Raw genomic sequence first — 14,228 nt, forward strand, 5'->3', positions numbered from 1 at the left:
CCACGGTCGCCGGGGGCTAATCAGCTCACCTGCTGGACACCTGCGATGCCGCAGGGGCGGGAGCGGGCGGTTTGGCCGCGGCGCGGCGGCGACCGGGCAGCACCAGGAGGGCGAACAGCCCGCCGATCAGGGTGCCGATCGCGGCCACGACGAAGCCGATGTGCAGACCGTCGGTGAACACCGGCGCGACCGCGTCGAGCACCGGGCCGCGCAGCTGCTGCGGCAGCCGTTCGATCACGGACAGGTCACCGGCGGACAGCGCCTCGACCGTCCCGCCCTGCCCGGCCGGGCCCAGCGAGACACCGCGCAGCGCGTCGGGCACCGCCGCGTCGAGGTGGCGCAGCAGCAGGGTTCCGGTGATCGCGACGCCGAAGACGCTGCCGACCTGGCGGAAGGTGTTGGAGACACCGGACGCGGTGCCGGCCTGCTCGGGGCGGACCGAGGACAGCAGCGCCACGGTCGCCGGGGCGCCCACCAGGGACACACCGGCACCGAGAAGCGCCAGCGCCCACCAGTAGGCGGCGAAGCTGGTGCCCGGTTCGAGCCGCGCGAGCTGCAGCAGGCCCGCCGCGCTCGCCACGGAACCGATGACGATCGGCAGCTTCGGGCCGGTCTTGGCGGCGAGCACGCTGGCGACGTAGGAGAACACCATGATCGCCACGTTGAGCGCCAGGAAGCGTACGCCGGTGGCGGTGGTGGACAGCCCGTTGATCTGCTGCAGGTAGAGCGTGAGCAGGAAGATGCTGCCGTAGAGGCCGAACAGGCCGAGGAAGTTCACCGCGCCGGCGACGACCAGCACCGGGCTGCGGAACAGGTTCATCGGCAGCATCGGATCCGGCTGGCGCAGCTCCCAGGCGACGAAGGCGATCAGGGCGACGACCGCCACGGCGAAGGAGCTCAGGATCAGCGTGTCGCCCCAGCCGCGCGAGCTGGCCTCGATCAGGCCGTAGACGAGCGCGACCATGGCCAGTACGAACAGGACCTGGCCCACCACGTCGGCCCGGCGCCGGCCCGGTGCCCTGCTCTCGCCGAGCCGGCGGGCCAGCACCACGAAGGCGAGCACCCCGAACGGCACGTTCACCCAGAAGATCGCCGGCCAGCCGACGTTGTCCACCAGCAGGCCGCCGAGCACCGGGCCGGCGGCGAGCGCCAGGCCGCCGATGCCGGCCCAGATGCCGATCGCCCGGGCCCGGGCCGCCGGCTCCGGGAAGGTCACCGAGACCAGGGCCAGCGAGACCGGGATCATGACCGAGCCCGCGGCGCCCTGCAGGATGCGGGCCGCGAGCAGGAACTCGAAGTCCGGCGCCAGGGCGCAGAGTATGGAGGCGACCAGGAAGACCACCAGGCCACCCATGAAGATGCGCTTGCGGCCGAAGATGTCGCCGAGCGTGCCGGCGGTCAGCAGCAGACAGGCGACCGCGAGCGCGTAGGCGTCGATGATCCACTGCAACTGGGTGATGTCGGTCGACAGGTCACGCTGGATCTCGGGGAGCGCCACGTTCACGATCGTGGAGTCGAGATACACCATGAAGATGCCGATGCAGATGAACGTCAGCAGGAGGCCGCGCCCGCTGGCTTCCGGGGCGCTTCGGCTGGAGTTGGTCATGTCGTCCTCGTGGTTGCGGGGAGCGGACAGTGCGGAAAGGTCCGGGGCGCCCCGGATCTCTGACGTCATACGGACCGTATCTGACTGACCGTCAGTCAGTCAAATGACCCGTGGTCAGTCATGTAGGGTGGGGGCAGTCGGTGGTGGAGGAGTTGATCGTGACCCAGACCGTTTCCCGTGCCGGACGCAAACGAGTCGTCAAGACCCCCGAGGCGCGCCGCGCCGACATCATGCGCGCGGGCCTGGAGGTGTTCCGCTCCATCGGCTTCGCCGAGGCGACCATCGCCGACATCACCAGCGCCGCGGGCATGGGCAAGGGCAGCTTCTACCTCTACTTCGAGACCAAGGATCACGTCCTCGGCGCGCTGTGGGAGGAGTATGTCAACAAGTTCGTCGCCACCACCGAGGAGATCCTTGCGCGTGGGGGCGCCTGGTGGCCGACCATCGACGAGCTGCTCACCGCGCTGATCGACCACGCCGTGGAGCACGCCGAGCTGCACCGGCTGGTCTACGGCTCGGCCAACGCCAAGGCCCTCGAGCTGTGCCGGGCGTCCAACGCCCGGGTCATCGACCTGATCTGCGAGTTCGTCACGCGCGGCGCCGCCGCCGGCGCGTTCCGGACCCGGCAGCCCGCATGGACGTTCCGGATGATCTACCACGCGGCCGACGGCCTGCTCGACGACCTGATCGCCGGTGGGGCGCCGCTGGACACCGCGGAGATCACCCGCAGCGTCCTGGAGCTGGCGCACCGCTCCCTCGGCGACGTGGTCGTGGTGCACGGCGCGTGAGAGCGCGCCGCGCCGCGGCGACGTGGGCGGGGCTTGAGAGGGCGCCGTGGGCGGGGGCTCGAGAGCGCGCCGCGCCCGCGGCGACGGGGTTGTGGTGTGGCGGCGGACACGGCCACGGGCCGGCTCCCGGTGAGGGTGCCGGCCCGCGGCCGTGTCCGGGCGCGGAGTCTCAGCCGCGCACGCGCTCCATCTTCACGACCTTGCCGGCCCACGGGCAGAACCGCTCCGAGGTCCACCAGTCCTGGCCGACGTAGGACGGCAGGCCGTCGCACAGCTCGATGCTGATGGCGGCGAAGGTGACGTCGTTCGGGTCGAGGTGCCAGGTGTAGCCGGGGTTGTACGGCGACGTGGTGCGCACGATCCGGCCGTTGACGTGTTCGTTGCTCCGGCCGTACAGCACCTGGAACGCCTTGTCGATGTCGGCGCGCTCGACGAGCTGCACCCGGAACTGCTCGGTGCCGCCGGTCTCGCCGTCACCCGGGGTCTCGAAGGTGGCGACGTAGCCGCCCAGCGGCGCGGCACTGGTCGCGGCGGCGGGCGTGACCGCGGTCGCGAGCAGGCCGGCGGTGAGCGCCAGGGCGGACAGCGCGGTGGTCGTGGTGATACGCAACTTGCTCTCCCAGGTCGTGGTTGAGGCGACGGCCGGGCTTGTGGCCCGGCCCGTTCAGCGAACCACACGACCTTCCGAAGTGGATCACGATGTCATTGTTGTTCATGCTTTCTTAAGTAGTATTGCCGGTTGACCTTCGTTTCTTAGGGTGAGCCGGATCGTCGGCCGTGGCGCCCCACCGCCGCGCCGGCTGTCGCACATTTCGATTTGCGGGCGGGCGGGCACGCCGGGGTGGAAAGCTTCCTCGCGGCGGTTCGTGCCGGACAGGGGGGCGACATGGTCAGGATCGCGATTGTGGTCGGGAGCACCCGGCCGGGGCGTAACAGCGAGGCGGTGGCCGGGTGGGTGCACGAACAGGCGAGCAGGCGCGGCGACGCGCAGTTCGAGCTGGTCGACATCGCCACCTTCGATCTGCCGATTCTCGACGAGCCGGTGCCGCCGTCGATGGGTCAGTACAGCAAGGAGCACACCAAACGGTGGGCGGCCAAGATCGCCGAGTTCGACGGGTACGTGTTCGTCACCCCGGAGTACAACCACGGCCCGTCGGGCGCGCTGAAGAACGCGCTGGACTATCTGTACGGCGAGTGGAACAACAAGGCGGCCGGATTCGTCTCCTACGGCTCGGCCGGCGGCACCAGGGCGGTGGAGCAGCTGCGACTGATCGCCGCGGAGCTGCAGATGGCCACGGTGCGTTCACAGGTGGCGCTGTCGCTGTTCACCGACTTCGAGAACTTCAGCACCTTCCGTCCCACCGCCAACCACGACGCGGCGATGAACACGATGTTCGAGCAGCTCGTCTCGTGGAGCACGGCGATGAAGACGGTGCGTGAGCAGAGCCAGATCGCCGCGGCCTACCAGTCCTGACGGCGGGTCAGGGGTGTCGTCCAGCGGCGTCGTGCTGGGCCGCCCACAGCCGGAACCGAGGTATCGCCTCACCGAGGTTGAGCGGCCCGCAGGCCACCTCGAAGCGGCCGTCGTCGACGCCGGACATGAGCCAGTCGTGCTCGCTACGGTGCACCTGGTGGCCCGCGAAGGTGAGGCCGTGCAGGGCGGTTCCCCGCAGGTCCACCGTCAGCGACCATCCGGGATGGTCCAGCGTCTCGATCGACACGCCGGACTCGTGCTCCCAGTTCCCGTCGCACGGGGCGGCGTACCAGCCCTGCAGCCACGTCAACGGGTCGGGGTGATGGGCGTAGGGGCGCGGCTCCGGATCCGTCATCCGATCATGATGCGCGAGTTGCCGGCGCTTCTCGTCCGCCGCGCCGCCGGTCCGGCCCGTGTCGCGCCGCACGGCGTGCCCGCGCCCGGTCCGGCCGGGCCGGGTCCGCGGTGGAGGTGCCGCCCGGGTCAGGGGTGGAGGCGCCGCCCGGGTCAGCGGTAGAGGCGCAGGTCGGCGATGCTCCACCAGTTGGCGGCGGCCGCGGTCGTGGTGACCCGCAGGTGGCGCGCGCGGGTGCGTGGCAGGTCCACGGTGGTGAGCTGGCCGGTCCCGGCGCCCGCGGCCAGCGTGTGCCAGTGGGTGCCGTCGAGGCTGCCGGTCAGTCGCCAGCCGCGGGCGTAGTCGCCCAGGTTCGCGCCGCTGTCGATCGCCACCCGCCGGAACGACGTCGCGGCGCCCAGATCGACCTGCAGGTACTGACCGGGTCGCTGGGCCTGGCCGCTGCTGAAGCGGGTGGTGGCATCGTCGTCCAGGGCGGCTGCCGGGGTCTCGCCGGCCGGTGCCGCGGTGGCCGTCGCGCCGGTCAGCGGCACCCGGTGCAGGCGCGACTCCAACGCCGGGTGGCGGGGCCAGGTGAAGGTGGCCAGCGCGCCGCCCGGCAGGGTGTACTCGAACGACCGGTCACCCACGGCCACCGCGAAGGTCCGCGGGTCGTCGTTCTGGTTGTGCACCACCAGCGCGGTCGAGCCGTCCGGGTTGCGGAAGGCGACGTCCATGATCTGGCCGTTCCAGCCGGTGGTGCCGAACGATGTGCTGGCCACCCGTACGGCGCCGGGCGGCACGAACTTCGCCAGGTGCCCGATGGTGTAGTACTCGGCGTTGGTCGTCACGGCGCCGTCCGGCTGGACGGTGACCAGGCCGGTGCAGGTGTCGCAGCCACCCAGGTGCGGCCCGCCGGTGTCGTTCAGCGCGATGTTCCAGTTGACCACCGAGCGGGCCCAGCTGCGGGTGGCGCCGATGGCGGCCGTACGGGCGTGCCAGACCAGGGTGTCGCGGAAGAACTTGGCCGGGGGATCGTCCGGGCCGTGCGAGCCGGAGCATTCGGTGAACCAGATCCCTTTGTCCGGGAACGCGTCGTGCAGCGCCGTCTGCGCCGCGGGATCCCCGGCGTAGCAGTGGTACGCGGTGCCGGCGATCCACCGGGCGGCCGGGCCGGTCAGCAGCTCGTACGGATAATCGGTCTCCGGGTTCTCGCCCGGCGGCGTGTTGGCGACGTCGCCCGGGTGGGTGCTCCAGTTGTGGTCGTAGCCGAGGATCCTGGTGCGCGGGCTCGCCGCGCGCAGCAACGGGCCCAGCGCTTCGATCACCTTCGCCTGCTGGCGCACCGGCATGTCGGTGCCGGGATAACCGGACGGCGTGCGGTTCTGTGGCTCGTTCTGCACCGACAGGTAGTCGATCGGGACGCCGGCCCGGGCGTACGCCGTGACGAATGCGACCAGATAGCGGGCGTACGCGTCATAGATCGCCGGGTCGTCCCGCAGCCGGCCACCGATCAGTGATCCGGTCGTCTTCATCCAGGCCGGTGGGCTCCACGGCGTCGCCATCACGGTCAGTCGCGGGTTGATCCGGCGGGCCTCGCGCAGCAGGGGGAGGATACGGGCCTCGTCGTGGCGGATGCTGAACCTGCGCAGCGCGAAGTCGCTCTGCCCGGCCGGCACGTCGTCATAGGTGTGGTGCCGGTCGGCCGCGGTGAAGTCCGACGAGCCGACCGGCTGGCGCAGGAAGCTCACGCCGATGCCGTGGCGCGGATCGAACAGCGCGCGCAGGGTCCGCTCCCGCACGGCGGGGCTCAGGCCGGACAGCACCGCGGTCGAGGAGTCGGTGATCGACGCGCCGAAGCCGTCCATCCGCTGGTAGGACCGGCCGGGGTCGACCACGATGGTCGGCGCGGCCGAGTGCCGCCCGAACGTGACCGGCGCGCGCTGGTGCAGCAGCTCCGAGCGGTCCACCGTGGTGACCCAGACCCGCGCCCGCGGCGGGGCGTCGGACCGGTGGGCGGAGGCGCTGTCGGCGGCCCCGGTCAGGCCGAGCGTGGTCGCCAGGACGGTGATCCCGAGCCCGGAACCGAGCCTGCTCATCGTGCCTCCACCGGTCGATGCCTGTAACAAATGAAACAGCGGAACGCCGTTCCTCAGGCAGCGAAACATGCCCGGAAAAGCCGTGTCAACAGAGGATTGCCGCATCGACGAGCGGCCTGTTTGTTTCATGGTGTTCCAGGTCGGGCCCGGCGCTGACGGTGCGCCGCCCATCAGGCGTAACGCTTCTCCGCCCGGGCCCGCGCCTTCGCCGCCTCCACCTCGCGGTCCTTCGGCGGCGCGCTGGTGACCAGCCCGTCCAGCAACTGCTGAGTGGCCGCGGCGACCGCCGCCACCGCGGCGTCGAAGACCGCCCGGTTGGCCTGCGACGGGCGGGCCGCGCCGGCCACCTTGCGGACGTACTGCAGAGCGGCGGCGTGCACCTCCTCGGCGGTGGCGGGCGGCTGGAAATTGTGCAACTGGTGAATGTTGCGGCACACGTCGGTCTCCTTCGCGGGGGCCGTACATTGTCGGGAATCCATGCCATACTCGGCCATCCGGCGCTGATCGGATAGCCGTACCCGCAGCCGGTCACTCTCGCTGCCGGGAGCGGCGCGGCCGTGGAACGCGGGGTGGACAGGTGACTGCGGACGGCACTGACGGCGGGCGCGTGTCTCGCCGCAGCGGTCCAGGTACCTCCCCCATTCTTGCCGCGATCCGCCGGATGTGCCGTCTCCGATGTGATCGTGGCGTCCGCCGCCGGCTACGCCGCCTGGCACGACCGGCGGCGGGCCCGGCAGCCCCGCGACGGGCGGTCACTCCGGGCCGGGTACGCCCTCGGCGCCGCCGCGTGCGCCTGCGGGGGCGCCGCCCATCTGCTCATGCTGGCCGGGGGCCGTCCGCACCGGATCCCCACCACCCCGGCGCCCTGCATCTCCACGGCCGCCGCGGCGCCGGTGCCGGTCCGTGACGGTTGTCGGCGGGCGCCGCGCGGCCCGGGGACGCCGGTGCGGCCTTCTAAGCTTGCGGCATGGGCGCGCACTGGTACGAGTCCGCCATCGACCGGCAGCTCCGCGAGGCCACCGAGCGCGGCGAGTTCGAGAACCTGCCGGGCGCCGGCCGGCCGCTGCGCGGTTACGGCGAGGAGTACGACGAGGACTGGTGGGTCAAGGACTGGCTGCGCCGGGAGGGGGCGACCGCCGGGGTGATCCCGCCGACCCTGGCGCTGCGCCGGGCCGCCGAGGATCTGGAGACCATGATCGACCGGCTGCGCACCGAGCCGGAGGTCCGCGAGCACGTGGCGCAGCTGAACGCGCGGATCGATCGGGCCCGGCGCGGTCACCTGGACGGCCCGCCGGTGGTCCTGCCGCGGTTCGACGCCGACGCGGTCGTCGCCGCCTGGCGGCAGCGCCGGATCACCTGAACGGCGGCGGCCCCGCGCTCGCCGGCCGACGGCGCCGGCGGTCAGCTCTCGGTGACCTGCAGCGGCTTGGCGGTCAGCGTGTCACAGCTGACGTACGCCAGGTCGATCGTCACGTCGGTGAACAGCAGCCACGGCAGTGTCAGCGGCGGCGGCTGCTCCGGGGTGAACGTCACCGGGATCAGGCCGAACAGCTTGCCGGTGAACTTCGGGGTGTAGAACTTGACGTTCCCCTCGGTGATCAGCTCCCTGCTCTTGATCACGGTGGTGGCGTCGCCGGGCTCGTCGATGGTCAGGCTGAACGGGGTGTTGACCGCCTTGGACATGTTGAACTGCAGCGACTTGACCGGCCCGTCGGCGGTCGGCACGTCGGCCACGCCCTCGTAGGTCGAGTCGTACATGTTCAGCGCGGCCACCTTCATGATCCCGGGCCGGATCGCCGACTGCGGGACCGCGCCCTCGGCGACAAGCCCGCGCTGGCGCGGCCCGAGGCACGGGATGACGTCCGGATCGGCCGACGCCGACACCGACGCCGACACCGCGGGGGATGCGCCGGTGGTGCGGACCGGCGCGCTGCTCGGGACGCCGGTGGCGCCGGTGGCGCCGGTCGCCGGGGTGGTGGTGGTCGCGGTGGGGGTCGGTGCCGCGGTGGGCGTTGAGCTCGTCGCCGACGCCGACGGCGACGCGCTCGGAGCCGGCGACTCCTGGTCGTCGCCGATGCCGAGCAGGTTGCCGACGCCGTCGACCACGTCCTGGAGGCCGTCGAGGACCGGGTTGCCGTCCCCCGTCTCGGCGGGCGTCGATGCCGAGGCCGGGGCGGACGGCGTGCTGGCGCCGTCCTCGGCCGGGTCGGCCGGGGTGGTGGTGCGCCTGCCGGTCGGCTCGACGGTGCGCGTGGTCCCGGGCCTGGCGGTGCTCTTCGCCGAGGTCCGGGTGGACGCCGACGGGGTGGCGCTGATCGAGATCGACGGCAGGCCCGCCGGACAGTCCTCGGCGCTGGCCGGCATCCGGCTGCCGATCAGCACGACGCCGCCCACGAGGGCCGGCACCACGATGATCGCCAGCGCCTTGCGGTGGAGACTCCGGCCGGGGCCGGGCAGCTCGTCGCGCGGCCGGTCGAAGCCGGGCAGGATGCTGGGGTCGCTCTGCGCCGGGCCGTGCGCCGGGGCGGGCTCCGGACGGTCGTCGTGCCCGGCGGCCACCGGCTCGGTCGGGCTGTCGTGGCGCGTGTCGTCGTCGGCGGACGGCGGGGTCCGGTCGCCGGCCGGGCCGGTGCCGTCCAGCGGGCCCTGCAGGTTCGCGTCGGGCCGGTCGCCGGGGGCGGGGGACCAGGACACCGCGAGCGCGCCGCCGATGATGCCGAACAGCATGCCGAGGAACCAGCCACCGAAGTTCAGGCCGATGAACGAGTAGAGCGCGGTCAGCAGGCCGACGATGCCGTAGAACATCCGTTGAGCCGGGGTGAACCAGACCAGGACCCCGCAGAGGATCATGAGGACCGGCAGCACGTACGACAGGAAGCCCTGCGGTCCGATGTGGATATCCAGCTTCATGTCGCTGATCAGGGACATGTTGGCACTGAGGAACAGGAACAGACCGGACAGCAGGAGGAACAGACCGCCCCAGAACGGCCGGCCCCGCCGCCACCGGCGGAATCTGCTGCCGAATTCGTCCGTCGTCACTCGTCCTCCAGTGTTTCTTCACGCGTTCCGCAACGGGCGGGGCTCGCGGAATGCTCCACGAGCCCCAGGTGAGACCAGGTCAGCCGGGGAAGCACTCGCTGCTCTCGCCCTTACCGATGAGCAGCTTGAGACTCATGCCCTTGAGCTTGAAGCTCGACGCGGTCGTCGAGTACGCCCGCTGCTTCAGGTTCTCGATGCTGACCGAGGACGCCTGCTGGCCGAAGCCACCGACCTCGCCGTGCTCGTCCGCACCGTCGGCGTCGAGCTTGGAGGCGTCCACGCCGATCTGAATGTTCTTGAACGTCGCGTCGCCGCTCAGCTCCGACATGCCGATCAGCAGGTCGTCGGCCTGCACCGCGTTGGCCGCGGAGCCCTTCGGGTTGTTGGCGTCGAACGTGGCGCCCTTGGCCGCCTCGATACGGAGCGTGATCGGTCCGACGGCGACCGACTGGCACAGGTTGTAGATGTCGGCGTGCTGGATGCCGGACTTCGCCGCGACGATCGGCTTCTTCGGGTCAGCGGTGCTCAACGTGCCGCTGTACTGGGTGAAGCCCTGACCCTCGAGATGGTCCGCCGTCAGCTTGAACGGGGTGCCGGACACCGTGATGTTCGCGGCGAGGGCGCCCTGCGCGAGGGCGACGACAAGACCGCCGGCCACGGCGGTGGGAACGCCCACGGCCACGGCGAACCGGCGCCAGTTGGTACGTCCGGTGGCCGGAGCGCTCTGCGCTTCCTTCACGGAACCTCCTATGGAAGAGAAGACGGCTCGTAGCCACACCGCCGATGGCTCGTATCGACGGGCGACAGTGCGGCCGACCGTCGACAGTGAGGCAAGTCGATGCCGTCGTCGTAACGTTCGGGAAATGTTGCCGCCCCTGCACGGTGACTACAAGGGGCTTGGCTACTAGTCAGTAACCCACGTCACGTGATCATGATGACGGAGCGTCATGGCGTCGCCCCCGGAGTCCGATATGACGGCAATAAACCGGACAACCGGCCGTGATCCGTTAGTGTGGCGGTAACCACAGGTATACGAGGCATCGTGGGTTACGGATCGGTAACGAAATCCAGAGAACTCTCAGGAACCGGTATTTCGCCCGCCCGGGCAGGGGACTTCCGCCGGTCCGGCCGATGTTGATCTCCTAGGATGGCCGGGTCCGCTCATGTGCCCTCCGGCCCCTGCCGATGAGGTCTGCATGACCGCTTCCGTGGCGCCCGGCCGATGAGGCTGCAACGCCGGCTCCATCAGGGCTTCGCCGCCCTGCTGGCACTCTTCACGGCGTTCCTCGTGGTGCAGTTCGGGGTGGGCGCGCGGCTGCGCGACGACCACGACCGGCGCTTCGCCCGGATCGGCGACGCCCGCGATGCCAACCGGCTCGCCCTGCAACGGATGACCGACGCCGAGACCGGGGTGCGCGGCTACCAGCTCACCGGCGAACGGCTCTTCCTGTCGCCGTACGACAGCGGACGCGGCGCCGCGCTGGTCGCCCTCGACCGCGCCGCCACGCTCAGTCACGATCCGCAGGCCCGTGCACTGCTGCACGCGGAGCGGCAGGCGGCCGACGACTGGCTCGGCCAGTACGCCGTCCCGACCGCCGGTGGACCGGCCGCCGGTCGGCCGAGCGCCGCCCTGGGCAAGCAGCTCTTCGACCGCCTGCGCGCGGTGAACAGCGCCGCGGACGACGCGATCGCCGCCGAGCAGCACGCCGAGCGGGTCACCGCACGGCGTACCGAGCGGCTGCTCGGGCTCGCCTCGGGCGTGCTGGTGGTGGCCGTGCTGGCCGCGGGTTACCTGCTGGTCCGGGTCAGCCGCCGGCAGCTGCTCGTGCCGCTGGCCCGGGTCGGCGACACCATCCGCCGCCAGGCTGCCGGGGACCGCTCGGCCCGTGCCGAGCCGGACGGCGCGGCGGAACTGCGTACCGTGATCGAAGCCCTCAACGACCTGGGCGCGCAGACCGAGCGGCTGCTCGCCGACGAGCAGGCCCGGGCCGCCCGGGCCTGGCTGCGCCAGGCGGTCGCCGGCGAGCTGCAGCAGGAGGGCGCCGACCCGGCGGTCGTCGCCTACCGGGTGGTCGCGCGGATCGCCGGTGCGCTGGGCGCGGACGCGGTGTACGGCGCGCTGCCCGTGCCGGGCGCCGGGCAGGTCACCGCGCACTGGCCGGAGACCGCCGCCGAGCTGGACCCGGCGGTCGCCGGCGACCTGCTCGCCGGGCCGGCCGGCGAGCAGGTCGCCGGCCGGCCCGGCGGCGGCCTGGCCGTCACCCTCGGCGCGGACGGCGAGTGCCCCCGCGGCTATCTGCTGGTGGTGCGGGAGTCCGTGCCGCAGTGGGCCGAGTCGGAGCGCCGGCTGCTGGCCGGGGTGGCCCGGGAGATCGAGCGGGTGCTGCGCCAGCACGGCATCCGGGCCCAGCAGGACCTGCTGATCAGCGAACTGCGGATGCTGGACCAGCGCAAGGACGTCTTCATCCAGACCGTCACGCACGAGCTGCGCACCCCGCTGACCAGCATCCTGGGCTATGCGGAGATGCTCGCCGAGGCGGACGACGGCGAGCTGACGCCGATGCAGCGGCGTTCGGTGCAGGCGGTGCTGCGCAACGCCCACCGGCTCCACGACACCATCGGCGACCTGCTGCTTCTCGACCGGCCCGGCTGTGGCGCGGAGAGCACCGAGCCGCTGGACGTGGCCGAGCTGGCCACCTCGGTGCACACCGAGCTGTGCACGGCGGCGCAGGCCAAGGCGCTCACGGTGACCTTCGAGGCGGAGCCGGCCTGGGTGCACGGCGACCGGACGCAGCTGCAGCGGGCGCTGCGCAAGCTGATGGAGAACGCCATCAAGTTCACCCCGCCCGGTGGCAGCGTGACCTGGCGGTGCGGCATGCAGGAGCAGACCGTCACGGTGGCCGTCACGGACACCGGCATCGGCATCCCGGCCGCGGACGTGCCCGGGTTGTTCACCCCGTTCCACCGGGCCGGCAACGCGATGGACCAGGCGGTGCAGGGGCCCGGCCTGGGCCTGGCGATCGTCCGGGACATCGTGCGCGACCACGGCGGCGGCATCGCCGTGCAGTCGGCGGTCGGCCGGGGCAGCACCTTCACGGTCACCCTGCCGGCCGTGCCGGCCCCGGTGCCGGTCCCGGCGAACTGACTGCCGGCGGACACCCGCGGCGTGGCCGGCGGTCAGCGGGCCGGCACGGCCATCCGGACCACCCGCCACCCCTCCAGGTCGGCGGTGCGGTGCGTGATCAGCAGCACGGTCCGGTCGCCGGCCGCGGCCAGCAGGTCGGCGACCAGCGCGCCGGCGGTGGCGTCGTCCAGGTGCTCGCCCGGCTCGTCCAGGATCAGCACCCGGGCGCCGGTGAGCAGGATCCGGGCCAGCGCGAGGCGCCGCCGCTGCCCGCCGGAGAGGGCCATGCCGTGCTCGCCGACCAACGTCTCCAGCCCGTCCGGCAGGGTCCGCACCCAGTCCCGCAGGCGGGCCGCGGCCAGCGCGTCGAGCAGCTCGGCGTCGCTGGCTTCGGGCCGGGCGATCCGTAGGTTCGCACCGATCGTGGTGTCGAACAGGTAGGCGTCCTCCGGCAGGTAGCCGACGATCTCCCGGACCCGGTCGGCCGGGATGTCGCACAGGTCCGTGCCGTCCAGGGTGACCCGGCCGGCGCGCGGGTCGAGGAAGCGGACCAGCAGCGCGGCCACCGTGCTCTTGCCGGAGCCGCTCGGGCCGACCAGGGCGACCCGGGAGCCGGGCGGCAGCGTCAGGTCGAACCCGGCCACCGCGGTGCGCCCGGCCGTCCAGCCCGCGGTCACGCCGGCCAGCCGCAGCTCCGGGACGGGCGCGGCGGCCGGATGCGCGCCGGGGGCGCCGGCCGGCCGCGGGCGCGGCACGCTCGCGCCGGCCCGGGAACCGCCGGTCAGCGGGTCCGGGGCGGTCCAGATCTCCGCGAGCCGGCGCAGCGACGCGCGCGCGGTCGCGTACCGCTGCGCCGCGGCCGGCAGCGGCCCGGCGATCTCGAAGACCGCCAGGGGAGTGAGCACCACCAGCGCCAGCAGCTCACCGTGCAGGCTGCCGGCGCGGACGGCGGCGGCCCCGGCGAGCAGCCCGGCGAGCACGCTGACCCCGGTGCACAGCGCGGTCACCGCGGCGCCCAGGCCGGCGGCCGCCGCGGACCGGCGGGCCGCGGCGGTGAGCCGGGCGTCGATCCGCGCGAGATGGTCCCGGTGGCCGTCGGCCGCCGCGTACGCCACCAGGTCGGGCATCCCGTGCACCAGGTCGACCACGCCGGTGGCCAGCTCGGCGCGCAGCGGCGCCAGCCGGGCGTCGGCACGGCGCACGGCGGCGCGCTGCAACAGCGGCACCGCCACCCCGGTGGCCAGCAGCGCCGCGGCCAGGGTCAGCCCGGCGACCGGCACCAGGGCGCCGACCATCAGCACCGACGCCAGGCCGACCAGCGCGGCCACGGCGTAGGGCAGCAGCACCCGGGTGACCAGGTCGAGCACCGCGTCGACGTCGGAGGCCAGGCGCTGGGCCAGGTCGGCGCGGCGGAAGTCGGCCAGCCCGGCCGGGGCGAGCACCTCGAGACGCCGGTAGAGCGTGACCCGGACACCGGCCAGGACCCGGAACGCGGCGTCGTGCCCGATCAGCCGTTCCAGGTAGCGCAGCACGCCGCGGCCGAGGCCGCAGGCGCGGACCGCGACGATGGCCACCATCAGGTGCAGGATCGGCGGGTGCAGCGCGGCGCGGGAGATCAGCCAGGCGGAGACCGCGGCGAGCGCGACGGCGCAACCGGCGGCGCCGGCCCCGGCGAGCACGGCCACAAGGAGCCGGCCCCGGGCGGGGCGGAGGATCGCGTACGCCGAAAGCCCGCGTCGTGGCAGCGCACCGGTCGTCATCGTG

The 14,228-nt window shown here is 72.7% G+C and carries 12 protein-coding genes; 4 read left to right on the top strand and 8 right to left on the bottom strand.

Going from position 1 to position 14,228, the window contains the following annotated elements:
• Nucleotides 1-25: 25 nt before the first annotated feature.
• Nucleotides 26-1,675, bottom strand: coding sequence for a DHA2 family efflux MFS transporter permease subunit (locus tag ACTEI_RS12775; protein ID WP_122977858.1), 1,650 nt, complete (start codon nucleotides 1,673-1,675; stop codon nucleotides 26-28).
• Nucleotides 1,676-1,764: 89 nt separating this feature from the next.
• Between ACTEI_RS12775 and ACTEI_RS12780 the strand changes: the two genes are divergently transcribed.
• The gene (locus ACTEI_RS12780) at nucleotides 1,765-2,394 is read left to right on the top strand and encodes a TetR/AcrR family transcriptional regulator (RefSeq protein ID WP_145830866.1); all 630 of its coding nucleotides are present in this window, start codon (nucleotides 1,765-1,767) and stop codon (nucleotides 2,392-2,394) included.
• A gap of 169 nt (nucleotides 2,395-2,563) precedes the next feature.
• On the opposite strand, the gene ACTEI_RS12785 is transcribed toward ACTEI_RS12780, so the two are convergent.
• A complete protein-coding gene (locus ACTEI_RS12785) occupies nucleotides 2,564-3,004 on the bottom strand; it encodes a BP74-related protein (protein WP_122977860.1) in 441 nt (146 codons plus the stop codon).
• Nucleotides 3,005-3,280: 276 nt separating this feature from the next.
• On the opposite strand from ACTEI_RS12785, the gene ACTEI_RS12790 reads away from it, so the two are divergent.
• Complete coding sequence (locus ACTEI_RS12790; protein WP_122977861.1) at nucleotides 3,281-3,868, top strand: NADPH-dependent FMN reductase; 588 nt, start codon at nucleotides 3,281-3,283, stop codon at nucleotides 3,866-3,868.
• A gap of 7 nt (nucleotides 3,869-3,875) precedes the next feature.
• Here ACTEI_RS12790 and ACTEI_RS12795 read toward each other — a convergent pair whose 3' ends face one another.
• The 3 genes from ACTEI_RS12795 to ACTEI_RS12805 all read right to left on the bottom strand — a co-directional run bounded on the left by ACTEI_RS12795 (nucleotide 3,876) and on the right by ACTEI_RS12805 (nucleotide 6,738).
• Entirely contained in the window at nucleotides 3,876-4,223 is a 348-nt protein-coding gene (locus ACTEI_RS12795; RefSeq protein WP_122982106.1) for an immunity 53 family protein, read from the bottom strand.
• Between the two features lie 152 nt (nucleotides 4,224-4,375).
• Nucleotides 4,376-6,301: a discoidin domain-containing protein gene (locus tag ACTEI_RS12800; protein WP_122977862.1), complete on the bottom strand. Its 1,926-nt coding sequence runs from the start codon at nucleotides 6,299-6,301 to the stop codon at nucleotides 4,376-4,378.
• A 170-nt stretch (nucleotides 6,302-6,471) separates the two neighbouring features.
• Nucleotides 6,472-6,738, bottom strand: coding sequence for a DUF2277 domain-containing protein (locus ACTEI_RS12805; RefSeq protein ID WP_122977863.1), 267 nt, complete (start codon nucleotides 6,736-6,738; stop codon nucleotides 6,472-6,474).
• A gap of 530 nt (nucleotides 6,739-7,268) precedes the next feature.
• Here ACTEI_RS12805 and ACTEI_RS12810 point away from each other — a divergent pair.
• On the top strand, nucleotides 7,269-7,661 hold the full coding sequence (locus tag ACTEI_RS12810) for a DnaJ family domain-containing protein (protein WP_122977864.1): 393 nt from the start codon (nucleotides 7,269-7,271) through the stop codon (nucleotides 7,659-7,661).
• Between the two features lie 41 nt (nucleotides 7,662-7,702).
• Here ACTEI_RS12810 and ACTEI_RS12815 read toward each other — a convergent pair whose 3' ends face one another.
• Together ACTEI_RS12815 and ACTEI_RS12820 are read right to left on the bottom strand one after the other, a co-directional pair.
• Nucleotides 7,703-9,340, bottom strand: coding sequence for a DUF6114 domain-containing protein (locus ACTEI_RS12815; protein ID WP_122977865.1), 1,638 nt, complete (start codon nucleotides 9,338-9,340; stop codon nucleotides 7,703-7,705).
• Between the two features lie 79 nt (nucleotides 9,341-9,419).
• Nucleotides 9,420-10,079: a DUF6230 family protein gene (locus tag ACTEI_RS12820; RefSeq protein WP_122977866.1), complete on the bottom strand. Its 660-nt coding sequence runs from the start codon at nucleotides 10,077-10,079 to the stop codon at nucleotides 9,420-9,422.
• A 483-nt stretch (nucleotides 10,080-10,562) separates the two neighbouring features.
• Between ACTEI_RS12820 and ACTEI_RS12825 the strand changes: the two genes are divergently transcribed.
• Nucleotides 10,563-12,485 (top strand): ATP-binding protein, encoded by a 1,923-nt coding sequence (locus ACTEI_RS12825; protein WP_122977867.1) that lies wholly within the window; start codon nucleotides 10,563-10,565, stop codon nucleotides 12,483-12,485.
• A gap of 32 nt (nucleotides 12,486-12,517) precedes the next feature.
• Here the strand turns inward: ACTEI_RS12825 and cydC are convergent, their stop codons facing one another.
• Nucleotides 12,518-14,224, bottom strand: coding sequence for a thiol reductant ABC exporter subunit CydC (cydC, locus tag ACTEI_RS12830; protein ID WP_122977868.1), 1,707 nt, complete (start codon nucleotides 14,222-14,224; stop codon nucleotides 12,518-12,520).
• Nucleotides 14,225-14,228: the final 4 nt, after the last annotated feature.

The organism is Actinoplanes teichomyceticus ATCC 31121 (assembly GCF_003711105.1).
In the GTDB taxonomy this organism is placed as follows: domain Bacteria; phylum Actinomycetota; class Actinomycetes; order Mycobacteriales; family Micromonosporaceae; genus Actinoplanes; species Actinoplanes teichomyceticus.

What these genes read in the sequence shown, in the direction of transcription:
- cydC (WP_122977868.1), bottom strand. Translation starts at nt 14,224, where the DNA reads ATGACGACCGGTGCGCTGCCACGACGCGGGCTTTCGGCGTACGCGATC.
- ACTEI_RS12790 (WP_122977861.1), top strand. Translation starts at nt 3,281, where the DNA reads ATGGTCAGGATCGCGATTGTGGTCGGGAGCACCCGGCCGGGGCGTAAC.
- ACTEI_RS12800 (WP_122977862.1), bottom strand. Translation starts at nt 6,301, where the DNA reads ATGAGCAGGCTCGGTTCCGGGCTCGGGATCACCGTCCTGGCGACCACG.
- ACTEI_RS12810 (WP_122977864.1), top strand. Translation starts at nt 7,269, where the DNA reads ATGGGCGCGCACTGGTACGAGTCCGCCATCGACCGGCAGCTCCGCGAG.
- ACTEI_RS12825 (WP_122977867.1), top strand. Translation starts at nt 10,563, where the DNA reads ATGAGGCTGCAACGCCGGCTCCATCAGGGCTTCGCCGCCCTGCTGGCA.
- ACTEI_RS12775 (WP_122977858.1), bottom strand. Translation starts at nt 1,675, where the DNA reads ATGACGTCAGAGATCCGGGGCGCCCCGGACCTTTCCGCACTGTCCGCT.
- ACTEI_RS12795 (WP_122982106.1), bottom strand. Translation starts at nt 4,223, where the DNA reads ATGACGGATCCGGAGCCGCGCCCCTACGCCCATCACCCCGACCCGTTG.